18 protein-coding genes and 1 pseudogene are annotated in these 19,812 nt (G+C 43.3%); 10 read left to right on the forward strand and 9 right to left on the reverse strand.

Annotation, left to right across the window (positions count from 1 at the left end; all coding sequences use genetic code 11):
* Positions 1-48 precede the first annotated feature (48 nt).
* Complete coding sequence (locus FFM80_RS10000; protein WP_223877337.1) at positions 49-951, forward strand: MucBP domain-containing protein; 903 nt, start codon at positions 49-51, stop codon at positions 949-951.
* Between the two features lie 123 nt (positions 952-1,074).
* Here the strand turns inward: FFM80_RS10000 and FFM80_RS10005 are convergent, their stop codons facing one another.
* The 3 genes from FFM80_RS10005 to FFM80_RS10015 form a co-directional block, all read right to left on the reverse strand.
* Positions 1,075-2,295 carry an ABC transporter permease gene (locus FFM80_RS10005; RefSeq protein ID WP_137640659.1) on the reverse strand — a complete coding sequence of 407 codons (1,221 nt, stop codon included), beginning with the start codon at positions 2,293-2,295 and terminating at the stop codon, positions 1,075-1,077.
* Entirely contained in the window at positions 2,288-3,187 is a 900-nt protein-coding gene (locus FFM80_RS10010) for an ABC transporter ATP-binding protein (protein ID WP_137640660.1), read from the reverse strand. Before FFM80_RS10010 ends, FFM80_RS10005 begins: the two co-directional genes overlap by 8 nt.
* Positions 3,188-3,252: 65 nt before the next feature.
* Positions 3,253-3,744: a methylated-DNA--[protein]-cysteine S-methyltransferase gene (locus FFM80_RS10015; RefSeq protein ID WP_137640661.1), complete on the reverse strand. Its 492-nt coding sequence runs from the start codon at positions 3,742-3,744 to the stop codon at positions 3,253-3,255.
* 146 nt (positions 3,745-3,890) lie between these two features.
* On the opposite strand from FFM80_RS10015, the gene FFM80_RS10020 reads away from it, so the two are divergent.
* The 3 genes from FFM80_RS10020 to FFM80_RS14515 all read left to right on the forward strand — a co-directional run bounded on the left by FFM80_RS10020 (position 3,891) and on the right by FFM80_RS14515 (position 6,033).
* A complete protein-coding gene (locus tag FFM80_RS10020; protein ID WP_137640662.1) occupies positions 3,891-4,427 on the forward strand; it encodes a bifunctional transcriptional activator/DNA repair enzyme AdaA in 537 nt (178 codons plus the stop codon).
* 114 nt (positions 4,428-4,541) lie between these two features.
* Positions 4,542-5,849 carry a hypothetical protein gene (locus FFM80_RS10025; RefSeq protein WP_137640663.1) on the forward strand — a complete coding sequence of 436 codons (1,308 nt, stop codon included), beginning with the start codon at positions 4,542-4,544 and terminating at the stop codon, positions 5,847-5,849.
* 22 nt (positions 5,850-5,871) lie between these two features.
* On the forward strand, positions 5,872-6,033 hold the full coding sequence (locus FFM80_RS14515; RefSeq protein WP_171001079.1) for a hypothetical protein: 162 nt from the start codon (positions 5,872-5,874) through the stop codon (positions 6,031-6,033).
* Positions 6,034-6,166: 133 nt separating this feature from the next.
* Here the strand turns inward: FFM80_RS14515 and apf are convergent, their stop codons facing one another.
* Entirely contained in the window at positions 6,167-6,775 is a 609-nt protein-coding gene (gene apf, locus FFM80_RS10030) for an aggregation-promoting factor (protein WP_137640664.1), read from the reverse strand.
* 398 nt (positions 6,776-7,173) lie between these two features.
* Here apf and FFM80_RS10035 point away from each other — a divergent pair, with 398 nt between their 5' ends.
* The gene (locus FFM80_RS10035; protein ID WP_137640665.1) at positions 7,174-8,709 is read left to right on the forward strand and encodes a glycosyltransferase; all 1,536 of its coding nucleotides are present in this window, start codon (positions 7,174-7,176) and stop codon (positions 8,707-8,709) included.
* On the forward strand, positions 8,709-10,217 hold the full coding sequence (locus tag FFM80_RS10040; protein ID WP_137640666.1) for a glycosyltransferase: 1,509 nt from the start codon (positions 8,709-8,711) through the stop codon (positions 10,215-10,217). The genes FFM80_RS10035 and FFM80_RS10040 overlap by 1 nt, the downstream gene beginning before the upstream one ends.
* A 284-nt stretch (positions 10,218-10,501) precedes the next feature.
* Here the strand turns inward: FFM80_RS10040 and FFM80_RS10045 are convergent, their stop codons facing one another.
* Positions 10,502-11,326 (reverse strand): LysR family transcriptional regulator, encoded by an 825-nt coding sequence (locus FFM80_RS10045; protein ID WP_137640667.1) that lies wholly within the window; start codon positions 11,324-11,326, stop codon positions 10,502-10,504.
* Positions 11,327-11,438: 112 nt separating this feature from the next.
* On the opposite strand from FFM80_RS10045, the gene FFM80_RS10050 reads away from it, so the two are divergent.
* The 3 genes and pseudogenes from FFM80_RS10050 to tnpC form a co-directional block, all read left to right on the forward strand.
* Positions 11,439-12,452: a YeiH family protein gene (locus FFM80_RS10050; RefSeq protein WP_137640668.1), complete on the forward strand. Its 1,014-nt coding sequence runs from the start codon at positions 11,439-11,441 to the stop codon at positions 12,450-12,452.
* Between the two features lie 385 nt (positions 12,453-12,837).
* Positions 12,838-14,184, forward strand: coding sequence for a hypothetical protein (locus FFM80_RS10055; RefSeq protein ID WP_137640669.1), 1,347 nt, complete (start codon positions 12,838-12,840; stop codon positions 14,182-14,184).
* 322 nt (positions 14,185-14,506) lie between these two features.
* Positions 14,507-15,154, forward strand: a pseudogene (gene tnpC, locus FFM80_RS10060) (IS66 family transposase); the annotation flags it as partial.
* Positions 15,155-15,290: 136 nt separating this feature from the next.
* Here the strand turns inward: tnpC and FFM80_RS10065 are convergent.
* A complete protein-coding gene (locus FFM80_RS10065; protein WP_137640671.1) occupies positions 15,291-15,803 on the reverse strand; it encodes a DUF4811 domain-containing protein in 513 nt (170 codons plus the stop codon).
* Positions 15,803-17,284: an MDR family MFS transporter gene (locus FFM80_RS10070; RefSeq protein WP_137640672.1), complete on the reverse strand. Its 1,482-nt coding sequence runs from the start codon at positions 17,282-17,284 to the stop codon at positions 15,803-15,805. Before FFM80_RS10070 ends, FFM80_RS10065 begins: the two co-directional genes overlap by 1 nt.
* A gap of 346 nt (positions 17,285-17,630) precedes the next feature.
* Here FFM80_RS10070 and FFM80_RS10075 point away from each other — a divergent pair, with 346 nt between their 5' ends.
* Positions 17,631-17,867, forward strand: coding sequence for a hypothetical protein (locus FFM80_RS10075; RefSeq protein WP_137640673.1), 237 nt, complete (start codon positions 17,631-17,633; stop codon positions 17,865-17,867).
* A 119-nt stretch (positions 17,868-17,986) separates the two neighbouring features.
* On the opposite strand, the gene FFM80_RS10080 is transcribed toward FFM80_RS10075, so the two are convergent.
* The gene (locus FFM80_RS10080; RefSeq protein ID WP_137640674.1) at positions 17,987-18,529 is read right to left on the reverse strand and encodes a hypothetical protein; all 543 of its coding nucleotides are present in this window, start codon (positions 18,527-18,529) and stop codon (positions 17,987-17,989) included.
* Entirely contained in the window at positions 18,516-19,745 is a 1,230-nt protein-coding gene (locus FFM80_RS10085; RefSeq protein ID WP_137640675.1) for an ATP-binding protein, read from the reverse strand. The genes FFM80_RS10080 and FFM80_RS10085 overlap by 14 nt, the downstream gene beginning before the upstream one ends.
* Positions 19,746-19,812 lie beyond the last annotated feature (67 nt).

A 19,812-nucleotide genomic window follows, 5' to 3' on the forward strand; every position in this document is an offset into this window, starting at 1 on the left:
CTTTTCTAATAATATATCAGGTTTAGAAAAGCGAACGAAGCAATATGCATTTTAACTTTTAAAACAAGCCCTAGTCAGTTACCGGGTAATTTCAAAGGGACATTCGGAGAAGCCGCCCAGACAGTCACGTATGTTTATCGGCCTAAAATTGATCCAATTCCAACGCCATCTAAAGGGGTTCTAGTAAGATATGTTGACGGCCATAATCGTGACCTTCAGGCTGCAAAAACTTTAAGTGGCAAGATTGGTGATGCTTATGATGTTAGTACGGCTGAGTACCAAGTCGAAATCTCAGGTTATGAACTCGACACTAGTAACTTACCGGTTAATCAAAAAGGCAAGTTTACTGAACAATTACAAACGGTGACATATGTCTATCAACCAAAATCAACATTACCAGTTCAAGCTGGCCTAGTCACCGTTAAGTATGTTGATCCTGATGGCAAGGCAGTACATGCGGATCAGACTATTAGTGAACTGGTTGGTAAGGCCTATGATGCTAGTACCACTGATTATCAATTGGTTATTGAAGGCTACAAGTTAGATCAAGCCAAGTTGCCAACTAATCGGAAAGGTATCCTGAGCAATCAAGCACAGACGGTCACTTATGTTTATCAAAAACAAAGCGTGACAGTGCCGAGTGAACCACAACAACCGGCTACGACTAAACCTAAACCTAAGGATAAAGTGCCAGCTAAATCAGTTGCCAAAACGACTACTAAGGTTAAGCCAGATCAGGCAGCTGACGATGCCATTACTAGTCAAAATAGTGTCGCTAAAAAATCAGCAACTAAGGCTCTGCCGACTGCAGCGACACAGCAGGTTAATCGAACGAATCGAAAGTTACCACGTACTAGTGAACAGCACCAGGTGACGAAACGGGCCGGGTTCATTGGACTATTAAGTCTATTACTATTAATGAGTGGTAGTTACTATTGGCGACAACGCTAAATGGCATGAGCTGAACTCCTTGGAAGGGTTAACTGTAAAACCTCAAGTCAGCGAAAACAGTTAGTGATTAGCAATACAAAAATGGCAACGACCTATCAAAGGCGTTGCCATTTTTAGTGCTGTTTATTTCAAGCTTAAGCCGCGTTTCAAATTACCCCAGAACCCAAGTTCATCGGTCTGCAACATCAAGCCACCGTATATCTTACCGATGTACCACATGCTACCAACGACAGTCGCTAATAAGATAATTAGTGAAAGTACAGCGGCTCCCATCGTCGCGGTACCGTTAATCAAGCGTAACGGCATCAAGTAAGACGAGAAGAATGGAATATAGGAGAACACCGTGACAATGCCACTAGTTGGGCTACCCTGAAAGGCCATTGCCATCGCAAAGGTTAGCAGGTTCAGGTAAATAACTGGTTGTGACGCTTTGCTGGCATCTTCCACGCGCGTGACCAAAGCCCCACAAAACGCCGAGACTACGGTATAGAGTAGTACTGCGGCTAAGGCAAAGATCATATTGATTGATAATAAGTTATGCAGCACTTTCCCGATAATCGGCGCGTACTGTGACCACATGTTAGCGGTCAAGCGGCTGTGTTGGGCCAGTTGAACGATTAATGCCCCGCCGAGTAAGTAGACTAGCAACTGGGTCACAATCATTAACAACACCCCGTAGACTTTACCGTTAAAATACTTGCGCGGTGTCGTACTGGAGAAGATGACTTCCATAATCTTGGTGCCTTTTTCGGCCGCAATTTCTTGCGCGGTAATTGACGAATAGGTCGTCAGAATCAAGTAAACGAAGAAGACTAAGATATAAAATGAGATTGTTTTGGCGGCTTTATCCGAGGCCGTCTTTTTTTGTAATTGTTGCTTAAAGGATGGCTGAACCGCTAACGCTTGAGTTTGCTTAGTTGTTAACTTCGCTGTCTGGACATTTAATTGTGTTTGTAAATGACTTAGAAAGCGTTGGATTTTAGCTTGATCGCCACTGGCAATTTCGTTTGGCCCATGGAATACCGTACTAACTTGGCGATTGTTTTTAGTCTTTAGTACAATATAGCCATTAATATCACTTTTCTTAGTGGCATCTTGTGCGGCATTGACCGTTTGGTACTTACTGGTTGTTTGGACGCCGCTAGTTTTCAAGAAGCTTTGACGTAAGCTGGCATCCTGGCTGATGACGGCAATGTCACTCTTATCTTTGCTAGGCGTCGCCACGTAGGTAATCCCAAAGGTTAAGCCGATGAATAGGAACGGCATTAAAATCAGCATCAAGAAGCTCCATGATTTAGCTTGCCGTAGATAAGTTTCACTGGTGACAATCCATGTTTTATTCATGGTCAACACCTCCCGCTTCGGTTCGGAAAATTTCGTCTAAAGTTGGCGGTTGTTGACTGAATTCTTGAATATAGTGGCCCTTGGTGACCGCGTCAAAAATAGCCGGACCAGCGTCAGCGTTCGTGAGCTTGAGCCGGTAATGATTTGGCCCAATGGCAGTCACCGAATCGACGCCCGCTAAAGTCGATAACTGTTCAGCGGACCAATCGGTTGTCAGAAACAACCTTGTCCGGCCAAATTGGTCGCGGACACCGTCAACTGTGCCATTCAAGACAACTTCACCGTTGCGCAACATCACGAGGGTGTCACAGATTTCTTCCACGTTACTCATATCGTGACTGGAGAAGATAATGGCCGCACCCCGTTGTTTGGCCGCAACAATTGCTTGCTTTAACAGGTCCGCATTGACGGGATCTAAACCGCTAAACGGTTCATCCAAAATAATCAGTTGCGGTTCATGAATCAACGTACAGATTAGTTGGACTTTTTGTTGGTTCCCTTTGGATAATTTATTGATTTTATCTGTCGGCTGGCCTTTAACGGCAAAGCGTTGCATCCAGTCATTGATTTTAGGTTTGATCACGTTAGCCGGTTGATTTTTCAAGCGAGCTAAGTAGACGATTTGTTGGGTGATGGTCAGCTTGGACATGAGACTGCGTTCTTCCGGCAAGTAGCCAATCTGATTGTAGTCATCGGCACTCAGTGGTTGGCCGTTCCAAGTGATGGCACCATCAAATTTTAAAAAGTTGAGAATACTGTGAAACGTTGTCGATTTACCAGCGCCGTTTTGGCCGATCAGTCCCATGATTTCCCCATCATGAACGTCAAAAGAGACATCATTAAGTGCATGCAGACTGCCAAAATGCTTACTAATATGTGCTACCGATAGCATGGTGTCGCCCCCTGTAATTAGAATGTCTTAAGCATGCCATAATTCGGTGGGGACTGCAACGCCTTTCAGTTGGTTTGTTCAAGGGCTAATAGCCGGCGTTTCATGGGAAGACCGCCGCGATAACCGCCGAGTTGCCCATCTTTGCGAAGGACGCGATGACAGGGGACAACGACTAGTAATGGATTACGGCCAACTGCTGAGGCGATTGCGCGGACGGCTTGGGGGCGGTTGAGTTGAGCCGCTAAATCCGAATAAGTGCAAGTCTGACCATAGGGTAATTGTTGCAATGCCTGCCAGACTTGTTGTTGCAACGCGGTCCCGGTCGTTTGATCGAGCGGTAAGTCGAAGGTCGTTGATTGCCCAGTCAGATAAGCATCCAAGGCCTGCCCGGCAGCTTGATTAGCTTGTTCGTCAAAGGTGGTAGTGGCTTGCGGGAAAAAGTGGCACCATTCGTCAGCGGCACCGTTGGGACTGCCGACAAAAGCTAAACCGCGAGGGGTACTGCCTAGCCAATAATGCCGTTGTTGAATTGTGATATTGGTTAAAATGAGTTGCATCTTGATTGACCTCCGTTTTCGTTTAGTAGGGTTAGTATAGCAGGATTACGGTGGTGAAAGTTTTAAAATCTTGCTTTCTAATTGACGAAATTCAGTATTTATCAGCTGTTGGGCGTATACTTTAGAAAAAGTCAGGAGGTGTGGAGATGGCGAACTTAACTGCGCAACGCTGGCAAGCGATTCAGACCAACGATGCGTGCCAAGATGGTCGCTTTTTCTATGGGGTGACGAGTACTGGCATATTTTGTCGACCGAGTTGTCATTCGCGATTGCCACGACCGGAGCATTTGAAACTCTTTCTCACCGCCGAAGCCGCACTAACAGCTGGCTTCCGGCCGTGTAAACGTTGTCGGCCAACTGGGCAACCGGTGACGGCCACAGAATGGGTGACCGAGATCGACCGCATTATTGCAACCCACTATGCGGAGTCCTTGACGTTAGCTGAATTGGCACAACTCGCCCACGGTGCCCCATATTATTTGCACCATGTGTATCAACAACAAACCGGGCAGACGCCGTTAGCGACATTAAAGCAGGTTCGTTTGCAACAGGCGCAACAATTATTGCGGACGACGACGCAGCCGATTAGTGAAATCGCTCAGGCGTGTGGCTTTCAAAGTGCGGCGTATTTTAGCACTTGTTTTAAGCAAGTGTTCGGCCAGACGCCGCGTCGATTTCGTTAAACATGGCAATTGAACAAACGTTCCCTAAAATTATCATGAGCGGCATTTTAACTGCGATTGACATGCTATCATTAGGCAATGTCAGTTGCATTGGTCATGTTTGGGGGATGTCAAATGGACGAAGAGCTGTTGGGGGAACATTTTCAGATTTTTGAAACATTTATTGTCAGTATGATGGTTATGCAGGAGACTGATTTATTCGCCTTGAAGAAAGGGCTAGATGAGAGTATTTTTGAGCACCAAGGATTTGATTTGAGACTATTTCAACGTGTTTTAGATTTGAAAAAGGGTGGTCTGACCGATGTTCAAAGTGAGTCTAAAGAAGTGCAGTTTATTTTTGAACATTTAAGATATGATGCTGATAGTGCGCAGATTAGTACGACTAACGACTATGTTCGGAGTCTGATCGGACAGTACAAGTTAGAGCGTAGTAGGGCACAAAGTGAATTGCAAAAGCAGTATAGCCTGCTGGTTGTCAATGCGTGCAGTGTTTTTGAAATCTTAATCGGAAGTTTATTAGCCTTTGAATTATTACATGTTTATAGTCCTAAAGCGTATGTTGCAAAACAAACGATTACCTTTGAAGGGTTACTTGCAGCGGGAAGTATTGAAAATGTACATGCTGAATTGATTGAAGCATTTATTCGACGTAGTCAGTATGCTTCAGTGGCGAGTTGGTTAAACGATTATCTTAAAATTTGTACAACTACAAAAGTTTTCAAGAATAAATTTGATAAAAATGAAGATGACTTTCAAACGTTGATAACTCGTATTTTTGAAATGCGCAATATTTTCGTTCACAATAACGGTATTGCAACTGAACGGTATCAAAAATTAGGTGGGACGACTGATATAGGTAGTCAAATTAGTCTTAGTGAAAAACAAGTATTAGAGGTTATTGATGCCATCCTTGATACTGGGATTAGACTATTTATGCTTAACTTAGAAAAGAATCACCAGTGTCGGGACAGTAAGTATCGTATTCGGTTGAATAATTTGCCAATTGATTATCTACGCCATCAACCAAAGTCTTTTAAAGTTCTTTACGATTATTTAATAGGAATGGCAATATTAGATGGAAGCGACGTTAAAAAAAGCCAAGATGAATGTGTGACATATCTGATGAATGTATGGTTATGTTATCATTTTTTAGCTACGGATTTTAACGTTGAGCTAACTAATTATCGTGAAGCAATTAATTTTTTGAACGACGGAATGCAATCCTCTAATTTAAAATTTGAGTTATGGTGGTCGCTTGTTCAAAAAAATCAGCACAATCAAGTTACGGCAGCAATTAAGTTTTTAGAATCGTTTGATAGTTTACAACAAAAGCTAAATAATAGTATTTTGCCGATTTTTGATATCTTGAAACAAGATGAGATGTTTGTTGAATATATAAAATATCTCAAGTATAATTCATAGCAGAGAGGAGTGTGGTCAGTGTATGTTACCTGAGACTGATAAACGTTTAGATTTTGATAATACGACGCTGCAACTCGGTACCTTTGAGGGCATTCCAGATAAGAAGGAACAGCAAGAAAGTTCAGAAAAAGACAGTTATGTTTTACCGTGGGATCACATTAAAATCCAAATGACTAAGTTTTAAGCTTTTGGAGGACTATGGATTGCATGTTGACTAGTTCCGAAATTTGTTATTGATAATAATTTTAGCTATTCAAAAAAACGCCATACCCAATCAAAAGGGTTTGGCGTTTTAACGTTGTCTTGAATTGTAATGCTTAATACCAGCCGTTTGATAACCAGTGCGCTTTCGCAGCTGACCATGAGCCATAGCGTGAGCTGACATAATTATTAGCGACTTTTTCTTGGTTAGCGGCTGAGTAGTCGCCGTTCAAGTAAGATTTGCTTAATTGATATTTACCGTAGTAGTTCCCGTTAGCAGCTGAGTATGAACCGCCGGATTCTTTACCAGCAATCCAAGCTTTGGCTGATGAATCTGAGCCAGAAGTGGTGCTTGTCGTACTCGTGCTTGCGGTATTAGCCGTCTGGGTGGTGCTAGCAGTGCTAGGTTGACTAGTTGATTGAGTGGTTGCGCTAGTATTAGCATTGTTAGCCGTGGTAGCGGTCGTGGAAACGTTACTGGTAGACGTTGAACTTGTGGTGCTCATCCCATTAACTTCCAATTGATTGCCGACATAAATTAAGTTGACGTTGCTGAGGTTGTTGGCCGTTTCGATGGCTGAGACCGTCGTGTTATGGGCGGCAGCAATCTTAGCAACAGTATCACCAGATTTAACGGTTACTGTATCAGCGTTAGCGGCAGTTGACCCGATTGCGAACAAACTAGCTGCAGCAACGGTCGATAATAGTAAACTTTTAATCTTCATATAGATAGTTTCACTCCTGTATTTTGTCTTGGCTAAATTAAAACGATAAATTGATCAACGCCGATTAGTGCGCGTCAACCAAACAACAAAATCTAGTATAACGGGTGAATGTTGCAGTGACGTCAATGGCAAGTTACGTTTTTTAGGGTGATTTGTAATAAAGGTTGATTATTGTAACGTCTTGTAATATATGAGGATGTTTATCACTTTATATTATTGACGTTATTGAGGCATATAATATAGAAGATACTTGGCGAGTTAACTTGAAGCCAAGATGACGAAAATTACTGGCAAAAGCTTAAAACACGACTGAAAGGCCGCTTTTTAACGAGAAACTTTGCTATAATTCAGGGTATTAGCACGGATTTAGCTGTTATTTGAAAGGGAGCGATCGGAACATGTATTACTTTATCAATACCAGTATCAATCCCAAAAAGTCAGGGATTGAGCATGCGGAAATGAAGCGACTGGCCTTATTCAACCAGCATCACTTGCCAGCCAAAATCGTCACGCGCTTTTTTTCCTTGTCCTTACACCGGACGTTAAAAACGGCCGGGATTGCCGAACGCAACCAAATCAATTTATTTGATTTTATCCAACAATCGACTGATTTTACCCCCGTTAAGCTGACTATTGCTGACTTGCAGCTAGCTCCAGAGCTACGGATTCAAGCTGACGGGCATAATTATACCGTTTATCAAAATGAACATTTATTGATGCGAGTGAATACGTTTGCGCCGGACTATCACCAACTCAATAATGTGCAGCTGTATGATCCGACCGGGCACTTAGTTAAGACGGATTGGTATGATACGCGCGGTTTTAAAGGGCTAGAACAGTTCTATACGGCCGAGGGGCAAGTTGCCAGTGAACAAGTCTTTAATCCAGCTGGTGAAGTGGTCTATCAGACTTTCCATATGCCCAACCGGCAAAATACGATGCAAAATTCACTCTATCGCTTCATTAACTATCATGGTCAAAACTGGTCGTTTGTGGGTGAACAAGCGATGACCAGGTTCTTCTTGGACGAATTGAATCGCCAACAGCCGCAATCCGTCTTTATCGTTGATCGGACATACGAATTGGCGTATTCCGCGTTACGGATGCGGACCCAAGCGTTTAAAGTCATGTATCTGCATAGTAATCATGTTAATGACCCCACTCATCCTAAGTCAGCCACGTTAAATTATAATTACGCCTATGCGTTAAATAATTTGTCGGACTGGCAAGGGGTCGCCGCGGCCACGCCACAACAAGTCCAAGATTTTCAGGATCGCTATGGTAATCAACCGCCAGTTTATACGATTCCAGTGGGGGTGGTGCCCGCTGCGACTTTGACGGCGCCTCACCAGCCTTGGGATCGGCGAACTCCCGGTAAGATCATCTTTGTGGCGCGATTATCTGAAGAAAAGCAACAGGATCAAGTCATTAAAGCCTTTCAAAAGGTTCACGCGCAATTGCCTCAAACGAGTTTGGATTTTTGGGGTTATGCGAATGGTGATACGGGTAAAAAACTTCGCCAGTTGGTAACCGATTTAAAGCTAACGGCGGCAGTGACTTTCAATGATTATACGCAAGACTTAGCGCCCGTTTATGATGATGCCCAACTCGCTATGCTAACGTCGCGAGCAGAAGGCTTTGCTCTGGCGCTACTAGAAGGTCAGTCACATGGGGTGCCACAGATTGCTTATGATGTGAAGTACGGGCCACGCGCGATTATTCAGGCAGGTCGCGATGGTGAGTTAGTGCCGGTTAATGATGTGGACGCCTTAGCACAGGCAATGGTGGCCTTGCTTAGCGATGCAGATAAATTACAAACGTATAGCACGAATGCCTATGCCGATGCGAAACGTTATAGCAGTGACGCGGTCTGGCAAGCCTGGCAACCGTTGATAGCGGCCGCGGATCGTTTTTATGCGGGGGAGGGACGCTAATGTATTATTTTGTGAATCAATATCTGATGGCGTTGAATTCCGGCGTCGAACACGCAGAATTCAAGCGGCTTCAGTTATTTGCGGACCAACACGTCCCCGCTAAACTGGTGACCCGCCACTTTGATGCCTTGCTACATCAAAACATGCGTCGGTTTAACCTTGCAGACGCCCAGGTCGTCAATCTATTCGATTTTTTCCGGGGAACCGAGACGTTTGTCAGCCGAGTGGTCAAGATTGAAGCGTTGAATGTCCCACGAGACTACACGATTAAGCCAAATCCCAATGTGAGTGAGATCAGTGATGGCGACCGCTTAGTAGCTAAAGTCCACTTTGTCCCGAGCACGGTGGGTCATGTGTACTTTATTGAAAATTTTGATAGGTTCGGTAATCTGGTTCAGCGAACAGATTATGATGAACGTGGCTTTAAGGCCCGGGATGAATTCTTTGCGCCGACTGGTGACCCCATAACGGATATTTTTTATCGGCCAGATGGTAGTCGGCTAGCGGAACAGTATTATGCGCATAATGATCATGGCGGGAATTATGTTTCCTTATGTAAGCTGATTAATTACCAGGGCCAGGACTACTACTTTAATGGAGAAAACGAGTGGTATCGGTTCTTCCTGGATGAACTCAATCGGCAAAATGGGTTGAATAATACCTTTATTGCAGACCGGCCACTCGCCACCCAATGGCCAGTGATCAATATGCAGACGCCAGCGCAAAAATATCTCTGGTTACCAACGCCGCATGCGGTTGATCCGCAAGACCAGGTCTATTCGAATTTAAATAATGCCTATGTCTATGGTATTCATGAACATTTAGACCAGCTCGATGGCTTGATTACGAGTACGGACCAGCAACGGCAGGACTTGGCGCAGTGGTTAGGCGGGCAGTCGCCAACCCCGATTTATACCATCTCGCAAGCAGTGGTCTTAAAAGCGCAGGCCCAACGCCCAGCGATTCGATTAGCCCAGCGCCAAGCGCATCAAATCATTTATACGGGTCGTGTTGACCATGGCCGGCGGGTAGATCAGCTGATAACGGCTTTCCAACAAGTACGGCAGACGATTGCCGATGCTACTTTGGTGATTTATGGGTATGGGGCCGCGTTAGAAGAACTTAAGACCCAAGCCAAACAATTAAAGCTCGGTGATACCGTTCGTTTTGCTGGCTATCAACCGGACTTGGCAACGGTCTATGATCAAGCTGGGGCTTATGTGTACACTGGCGAGAGCGATGCCCAACCGTTGTCACTGATTGAAGCATTAAGTCACGGGGTCCCGGCCGTGGCTTATGATATTAATTATGGCCCGCGTGATGTGATTCAATCAGGCGTGAATGGTTATCTGGTGACCGATGGGGCGATTAATCAATTGGCCGCTAGTTTGACGAAAACATTAGCGAAACCTAAGCATCATCAGCATTTAATTGACGGCGCTTATCAGAGCAGTCAACAGTATCAAGAGGCGGCGGTTTGGCAACAGTGGCAAGCCATTGTTAATTAGTTGGTTGTTCAGTGCTAGCCGATTAATTCCAGTGAGTTACCGCTTTGGTTGACTTGGATTGATACTGGCACGTGGTGGGCATGTTTGCGAGCCACAAGGCGGTCTCGTCAGCCAGTCCGCCTTGCGCTAATGAATCGTATACTTGCAATTTGCCGAGGGTGTTTTAATAGTAGTTGCTATTAATATGTGATTTATGGACAATTGAAAATAGTCTAATTTTTGAACCCTTAGTTGTAAAAAACGGTCACCACTTGGAAAAATCCGAGTAGTGACCGTTTTTTTTGTTAACGCCAATGTTGAAGTTGTGCCACAATCAAATCTTGAACGGGTTGCAATTGCGGGGTTGGACTAGTCTTAGTCAGTAAATAAAATTGACGATGATAATTATCCGGTAACGCTTTAGTGGGAACGGTGGGGGCTAAGACATGCTCTGAAATAATACTTTGTCCGATACCTTGGGCCAAGAGATCAGCGATAATTTGGTTGCTATGGATAATCATGGTTTCCGCTGGGGTGATGTTGTTGGCTTTTAGATAAGCATCAGTATAATGCCGGACGCCAGAGTTTGGTTCACGAATCAGCCATAAGGGACTACGAAAGTCACCGGCAAGGACAAGTTCGTCTTGACCAAAGGCGAGTCGGTCTAGATGATCGGTCACGAGTGGCTTTTCGATTAGGCCGAAGTCCAGTTTGTGCTGGGTCATTTGGGTTAAGATGACCGCGGAATTAGCCCAAGTAATTTGAAAGTTGAACTGACTGCTGAGTGGTGCTAGGTGACGCAGCAATGTTGGTAAGACGACGCTAGCGGTAGTGTGTGACGCCCCGATGCGACAAAGCGGCCGGGCTGACTTAGTATCCGCTTGCATCGCGAGTTTGGTGGCGTCCCATTGTTCGAGCATCTTCTGGGCTTGCCGATACAATAGTGTGCCGTTCGCAGTTGGCAAGATTTCTTGGCGACCATTGCGAGTAAACAAAGTCGTTTGCAAGTCGGTTTCTAACTGTTTAATTTGGATGGAAACAGTCGGCTGTGAAATAAAGAGTTGTTCAGCGGCGTGTGAGAAATTACGTGTTTCATAGACGGCTTTAAAAGTCTGTAACTGTTTTAGCATGATTGTGTTGGCTTTCTATTAGATTTCTTAATAGTTACTATCATAAAGATTTATTTCTCAAATGTAAATAATCTCGGTATACTATGGCTAATCGAAGGAAAGAGGCGTAGGCATGCAAAAAGTACGACAGATTTTACCTGGCTTAATCGTCAGTCTAGTGATTGCAATTATTAGTCAATTCGTTGCCAAGGTCGTCCCAACTTTAGGGGCGGCCACGATTGCCATTTTAATCGGTATCCTGGCCGGTAATACGGTCTTAAAACAACCAAGCTTAGAGGCGGGAACCAAGTTCTCAGAAAGTAAATTATTGGAGTATTCCGTCATGCTGCTAGGGGCTACCATGACGATTCAAACGATTGGTAAGATTGGGATTTGGGGTGTGGGCTTTATTCTACTGCAGATGTCGATCACCATCGTGGGGGCTTTATGGTTGGGCCAAAAGTTAGGCTTTGGGGAATCCAAACGGTTATTAATGGCTGGTGGCAATGCCGTCTGCGGTTCATCGGCGATTGCGTCGATTGCGCCAGTCATTGAGGCCGATGATGACGATAAAGGCATGATTATTACCCTAGTCAATCTGATGGGAACGGTCTTAATGCTGACGTTGCCGTGGCTCGGAATCGGGCTATTCGGTGGGAATACTATTCTTAAAGGGGCTTTGATTGGGGGAACCTTGCAGTCAGTCGGCCAAGTGGTGGCGGCAGCTAGTATGGTTAACCAAGCAACCGTGCAATTCGCCACGATTTTTAAAATTATGCGGATCATGATGCTGGTCGTGGTCGTCTTGATCTTTGGTCGCTTACACCAACGGCATTTGGAAGCAGAAGTCGCTGAAGAAGCGCAGATTAGCGGTAACGGTAGTGGACATTGGTTGCCATGGTACGTGGCGGGCTTTCTGATTCTATGTGCAATCAATAGTCTAGTCAGCTTGCCAGCGATTATTGGAACGGCGGCGCATGTGACGAGTAGTTGGTTTGAAATTATTGCTTTAGCCGCGATTGGCTTGCGCTTGAATCTCGCGAACTTCTTAAAGGCCGGCAAAAAGCTTGCTTTGTACGGTTTAGGCGTGGGGACGTTACAAGTGACCAGTGCCTTGATTTTAATAAGTATTTTGTTAAACCGTTAGTAATGTGAGCAATCAATCAAATTGGTTGAGCCTGGTGACTGAATGCACAAATAGGACAAAGACAAAATTTTTGTGAGTGATCTTTAAAAATTGCCACTCGACGGTCGAACCCCTTAGAAGACTCGGTATAATATGAAAACGGTTCAAAATCGGCTTTCAAACTTCACCGGATTATACATGGAAAAGACTGGTTCTATTTCGTTTGGCAGAATGAAATTCAAGTGGGACGGGCGTTTCAATAATTAGGGAATCTTAAATTTTTTGAGCATTAAAGGTTTACACTCTCGGAAATATGCTATATACTGAAAGCACGTTGAGGTTATATCGTCAAACGAAATAGTCTGGCGTTAGTGTCACACATATATTTTATGGAGGGGTTTAGATTATGCAATCTACTTTAGCTAAATCAGTTTTTGTTGGATTAGCCGCATTATCATTTGCTTCAGTTGCTCAATTGAACGCAAACGCTGCTAGCTCAGCAAAGACTACATCAAACGTTACGTTAACTACGGATGCAACAACTCGTAACGTGGTTCCAACTGGCTCAAACGCCATTTACTCATATCCAAAGACTGTTAAGAAGTCTGCTCGTACAGTTGCCTCAAAAGCAACTGTTGCTAAGTTAGCTGCTTCAAAGAGTTCAAAGGATTATTTCCGTGCTTACCGTGTATTAACTACTAGCCGCGGCTCAGTATACTACAAGGTTGTTTCATTTGATGGCGCCGTTCGCGGTTACATCTATGGTGGTAAGAGCACTTCAGCATTTGCTGGTGGTTTAAAGGCTGCTACGACTACTGAACAAGTAACTTTGAGTGCTACTGATAAAGCATCAGCATACTATTTTGCTAATGCCGGTACTAAGAATGTAACGTGGAACAATCCACGTTACACTCAATACAAGGCTAAGAAGATGGTTACAAATACCACACCATTTAAGTATGATATTTTGACTGTTACTGATGCTAAGAAGAAGTCACGTGAAGGCTCAGTATATTACTATGTCAAGGATGCTACTAATCCTTCAGTTAGTGGTTGGGTTTATGCAAAGGCTTTGACTAAGACAGCACCAGCTGCGGCTAATTCTGTAACTGTTAATTATAAAGATGCTAGTGGCAAGTTAATCAAGACTGCTAATGTAGCACCTACTGATAAGTCTGTTGCTGTTAATGCCGATGTGACTACTGATGTTGCAGCTCAATTAACTAAGAACAGTGCAACTTATCTTGAAGGTACTGGTTACACATTCTCAGCAACTGATTTAGTTAACAAGACTGCACTTACTGGCATCAAAGCTGGTAGCACTATCAACTTGGTAGTTGCTAAGAATGCTAATGCTACTTCTAAAGTATCATTCAAGATTGCTGGTGACGGTGTAAAACCTGCTACGGCTTTACCTGCTAGTTTACTAGAAGCTAAGGCATATCCTAAGTTGACTGATGCACAACAAGCTGCATTTGCTGGTACTGAAGGTACGGTTGTTTCAATGCCAACACTTGAATCGAGTTTACTTGTTTCAGGCAAGCCATTGTATCAACTAGTTGGTACTTCAACTACTACTAATGGTGTTAAGACTACTAATGTCTACACTTATAATAAAGCGTTAACTGAAGCACAAAATGCTAAGGTTAACTATGGTAGCACAATCACGTTGTATTACACTCATACAACTACTACTTCAGCTGCTTCTACTACTCCAGCTCCCGATGCTGGGAACAATAACTACGCTGAATAGTTCAGTTTTAAATGATTTTTATTAAAGATAAGTTTTATCAATTGATGATTATTTATCTTTTAGCGTCTGGCTCTCGTAGCTGGGCGTTTTTTTATACCTTAGGGTTAGTTAAGTCAGGTTTGTGAAGCAACATATATGCAGGTATGTTAATAAAGGCTCTTTGTCAACGGCTGTTGATGAGGAACTTTATGAGGAAACCAATTTATTTGTAAGCAGGAAATAACATGACGTATTTTAAGTCCTCCAAAATCTTGATATGATTAATTCATCAAAGTTATGGGGTCTTCATCATGTCTGAACGAGTTATTCCTGGAAAGTTTACCACGGTTTTAAAGGTAGATTACAATGTGATGGTTATCAAGCATATGATGCGTTAACCACAATCCAGATACGTTCAGGTTGCTGGGCACACAGCCGTCGAAAGTTTATTGAAACTGGTCCAACAGTAAATATGGTTAAAGGACAAGCCAAAATTGCGTTAGAAATGATAAATCAGCTATTTAAGATTGAAACTGATCTAAAATCTGTATCTTTTCAAGAACGGTTAAGAATTCGGCAGGAAGAAAGTCGTCCAATCGCAGAAAAATTCTTTGACTGGTTAAATAAATGTGATGTTCTTTCTGGTTCGTCCTTAGGGAAGGCCGTGAATTATGCACGTCGGCAGCAGATACATCTAATGCAATTTCTAAATGATCCTGAAATTGATTTGAGCAACAATACCGCGGAGCGGCACATTAAAACAGCGGTCATTGGACGCAAGAATTGGATGTTTAGTACTAGCCAAAGAGGGGCCCATACTAATGCATTATTTTTAAGCCTTATTGAGACTGCTAAAGCGAATGTCTTGGTACCACGAAAATATATCGAGTATCTATTAGAAAAGATCCCACAACTGTCAGTTCCAAGTGATTTTGGACAGTTGAAGGCTTATTTACCATGGACCGAAGAGGTTCAGGCGGAATGCCATTAAACATAAAAAATGAAAAACTAACGCCTCCTTTAGTCACAGAATATGTGATCAAGGGAGGCGTTTCAATACGTTATGTTATTTCCTGCTTACATGGAACAGTGTTTGATGCCGGTTTAAGTTTATCTAAAATGAACGATTACTTAGCTTTAGCGGGAATTAAGATTGTGTGCCAAGCTCGAGGTGACGTAAACGTATAATGGCGTTTAACCAAAGCGCCGTCAGGTTGACCTAAGCTAAAGAATGTCTTAGCAAGTTGGTTCTTGTAGCGCCAACGAGTTGATTCAATCTTTACGTTTGCCTGAATACCAGACTTTAGTTGTATCGTGGTCGTCGTTGTTGCGGAAGTATGTTGTAACTTGCTTGGTTTAGTCATCGTTCGATAAACGATGATTTGTTCTGAACCGGTACCTAGTTGCTTCACTCCCAGTGCGGCTTTAGGTGATTTTAACGGTAAGAGTTTAGCTGATTGGGTGGTGGTGACTTGCTGCATGCCCCAATGATAGTTATTATTTAGAACAATCATCATCAAAGCACCAGCAATAATGACAAAACTCAAGCTATTCCAACTGGTCCGTGGCACACCATGCGGCAAGAAAATCATGCTCCAAGAGAAGACGAAGACAAAGATAATGAGTAATATTAAGATCATTAGTTATCGTCCTCCTTTGGTACGCTGATGGAGTGGTGCGCTTTTAAGAAAAAAGTTAGACCGAAACCAAAGGCACAAAAGATTAGAGAGACAATGAACGCCATATGATAACCCGTCAGTGTGGCAGTCACGGCGGCGTCCTTATATTGTAACGGCGCCTTAGCTAGTAGCGCATGACCTGGCATCTGCCACTTAGCCACACTCGAGTATACACTGATTAAGACGGCCGTACCCATCGAAGCGGCAACTTGACGTAACGTATTATTAGCGGCAGTTCCGTGTGAGATGAGATTAAATGATAAGGCGTTGATCCCCGTCGTGGTAACTGGCATCGTGACCATTGTTAACCCAAACATTCGAATCGCATAGACCACCACAATCCAAATAATGGGCGTCGTCGCACTAATCGATAAGAAGAAGGCCGTTCCTAGCGTTAATAAGAGCATCCCAGTCATGGCTAACCGGCGCGCCCCAATGTGGTCGAAGATCCGGCCGGTAATGGGGCTCATAATCCCCATCATAATGGCACCGGGCAACAGAATTAGCCCGGAATCCATGGCGGAACGCCCCAAGACCGTTTGAATATAGAGCGGTAAGAGCATTTCTACCCCCATCATCGACATATAGGCGAGGGCGGTTAAGATACTGGATAACGTGAACGCCGGAATCTTGAAGACCCGAAGTTCCAATAATGGCTGATCCATATGCAACTGCCGATAAACGAAGAGGCCTATGAAGATTAGGCCGATGACGAGCGTTGTTAAGACGATTGGATCACCCCAGCCGGATTCACCGACTGAGGAGAAGCCATAGAGCATACTCCCAAAGCCAATCGTGGAGATTAAGACCGACCACCAATCAATCGGTTGTTTCGATGTTGGCAAGACTTTGCGGAGGGTGAATAGGGATACGATAATGACTAGTATGTTAAATGGCATAATGAATAGGAAGAGTGCCCGCCAGTTATAATTATCGATAATCCAACCGGACAGTGTCGGGCCAATCGCCGGGGCTAACCCGATAACGATCCCGGCCGTGCCCATCGCAGAGCCTCGTTTTTCTGGGGGATAGACGGAAGACATGATCGTCTGGAAGACCGGGGCTGAGATCCCGACCCCCATGGCCTGAATCATCCGGGCAATCAGTAGCATCGGAAAGCTAACGGAGAGATAGGCTAGCACCGTTCCTAGTCCGAAAATCACCATGGCGGCCAGATACAGATACTTAGAATTGATTCGCGTCAGCATCCAAGCACTAATTGGGATCATAATCCCCATAATGAGCATGAACCCAGTGGTCAACCATTGGACCGCGGTTGCCGAAATGTGGAAGCAAGTCATCAAAGTTGGAAAGGCCGTTGTTAGCAGGGTCTGGGTAATAAAGGTTGAAAAAGTCCCTACTAGCAAGGTCAGCACTAACCAAGTCCGATGATACGGCTTACCATCGGCATCCAATGGTAAAGTCGAATTGTTAGTCGGCATTGATAAAACAGTCCTTTCAGTATTAAATTTTTTATAAATCACGCAACTAATAAGTATACCACTGAACAAGCGGTTAGGTGGCGGGATAGACTCGGTCGAGCAGGTTAGCTTAGCGGATAACTTTGGTGAGCATGCTTAGGGCTTTAACGGTTGCTTATTGTGGGACTTGGATTAGGACGGAACTGCTGTAGCAGCGGTCGGTCGATGAGATTAGTGCGACTTTAAGTTACCGGCTAATATCGTGGCGTTAACGTGCTCAGTGAATCAGCCGGTCATTTGTAAGTGGAATGGTCGGCTTTTTTAGCATGAGCATGCTATGCTAAAACCACTAATGGGAGGGGTTAAGATGGCGAATACGGTTGAGATTACTACGGTGGATGGTTGCTTGGGGATTAAGTTGCCAACCACACTAGTGACGCAATATGGATTGCAAGCGGGGCAGAGTTTACAAGTCGACTTTGATGCGACCAATACGCTGACATTGCAAGATCATGATGTGTCACCGGAGTTCATGCGAGCGGTTCAAGCGGCAGTTGATCAGTATAGTGATGCGTTGGAACTGTTGCGGCTGAAGGGTGACTAATTAGCTAATATGGATAGATTAAGTGTAAAAAAACTGACATTATGCCAAATGAAAATGGGATAGTGCAAAAAAATCACACTTACTTAGGGCTGCTTAGTCCCCAAGTAAGTGTGATTCTTTTATTTGATAGACCTTTGAACAAGCTTGATCACGTCTGGACGTAAAAGATTGTAAATTCCAAATTCATTTTTTGTAGCGCTGGTTCGATGGTAGTCAATAACTGCTTTGACAATTTTGTCGGCACTCCAATAATGTTCATTGAAGGTCGTCGTTTTAACATTTAAATGTAGCTTATCCTTCATGAAGTTACTTGGCTTTTTACCGTTAATCTGTTTGAAAGTCGAGAGTAGTCCTTCACTACAAATCAGTAGCATTTCAATCTCAGGTGTAGTGAGAACATTGATTACTTGTACCTTTTGTTCGTAAGCTTTAGGTAATTTAAAAACTTCTTTTTTTGAGTCCAAGATGCGATAAAGCTGTACTTTCTCTTCAAAGCTATGAGATAAATATTGTTTTGCGAATAATTTGGCGTTGCGAGTATGCAATATTTTTCGTCCCAACAGTTCGGTATTTGAAATGATTAAATAGTTTGCCTGTAGCAAGCGTTGCATGATAATCCTTTCAGCGGTGCCTTCAACAATAATGGCACTATACGGCATCATTGTAATCCTCATTTGAAACGTTGATTAACGATAACATGAGTTCAGTCAGGGCATCATAAGCTTCATAAGATGGTGCAGTGCCACCCAGAAAGTCACTTTCATAAATGTCACTCTTTTTAAGATCGTTTCTGCTGACTTCATTACTGAAGCGAATGAGTGCCATCAGACCGTTCTTCCTGATTGAAATAAAGATATTGTCGCTGCGATCGAATAAATTTAACAGTTGAGCATTGTGGGTCGTGAAAATTAATGTTGCTCGTTGCCTATTAAACTCTGGATTGGCAAAGAGCGTCATTATTGTTTGCACAATGGCCAGGTGAAAATGCTTTTCAATTTCGTCGACAATAAAAATCCCCCCAGACGCTAGTACGCCAAAAGCAGATAAGAATAGTTTTAATCCCTTGATTGTTCCTGATGAAAGGGTTAGCGGCAGTTCTTTGTGATTGATAATGGTTGACTCAGTCTTGTTCTTGAACTTTATTTCAAATAATTCTGAGTGAGTTGGATCGTCAGCGGCATTTAATGCTCGGATATAGTCAATAGTCGGATCCAAATAAGCAATGATTTTATTTTGCAGTTGATAGCCCCGTTTATCTGACAATATTTCCGATAAAATAAGGCTGTCATCGCGATCCTGTGATGAAAAATTAGTAATTTTAGGTATGGACAGTTGGTCGTTTTTCTGTTTAGTGATCGTTCTGAAATAAGTGTTGTCATCAGGCAGTAACAGGTTATCTGGACGAGTTGCAATGTTTAGACAGTTATTGCTAGAAAAAACAAAAATATTTGTTCGATTAGTTTGCTGAGTGATTTTTTTAGATGAGATTTGTTCTTTAGTAAACGACAGGGTTTGTTTAGTATCATGGCCTTTTTTGATCGTTGAGATCACTTCATAGAGTATCTTTTCAGTTTCTTCATAATAATAGGTTTTAAAAGTAAAGTGGTCACCTATTAAGGTGTATCGACTCTTAATATGATTTAAGGGTTCATTTTGTAAAAAAACACGATCTGCGAATTCAAATAAGTTTAAGGCCATTGTTTTACCGGAAGCATTCTTCCCAATGAGCGCGATTATGTTATTCAGATAAATCCGGTTGAACAGCTTAGTCGTACTATCTTCATTATTTTCGGTGACTCGCTGGGTCGTAATGAGGTTAAGATCAAAACTTTTTGAAAACATGTCAAGTCCATCGACAACAACTCTTAATAATTTCATGGCTATGCTCCTTTAACTTTTTTAAACGGGTTATATGGTTAAGATTATTTCAAATGGGTCGTTTTAT

The organism is Lactiplantibacillus dongliensis (genome assembly GCF_005405105.1).
Classification (GTDB): Bacteria; Bacillota; Bacilli; order Lactobacillales; family Lactobacillaceae; genus Lactiplantibacillus; species Lactiplantibacillus dongliensis.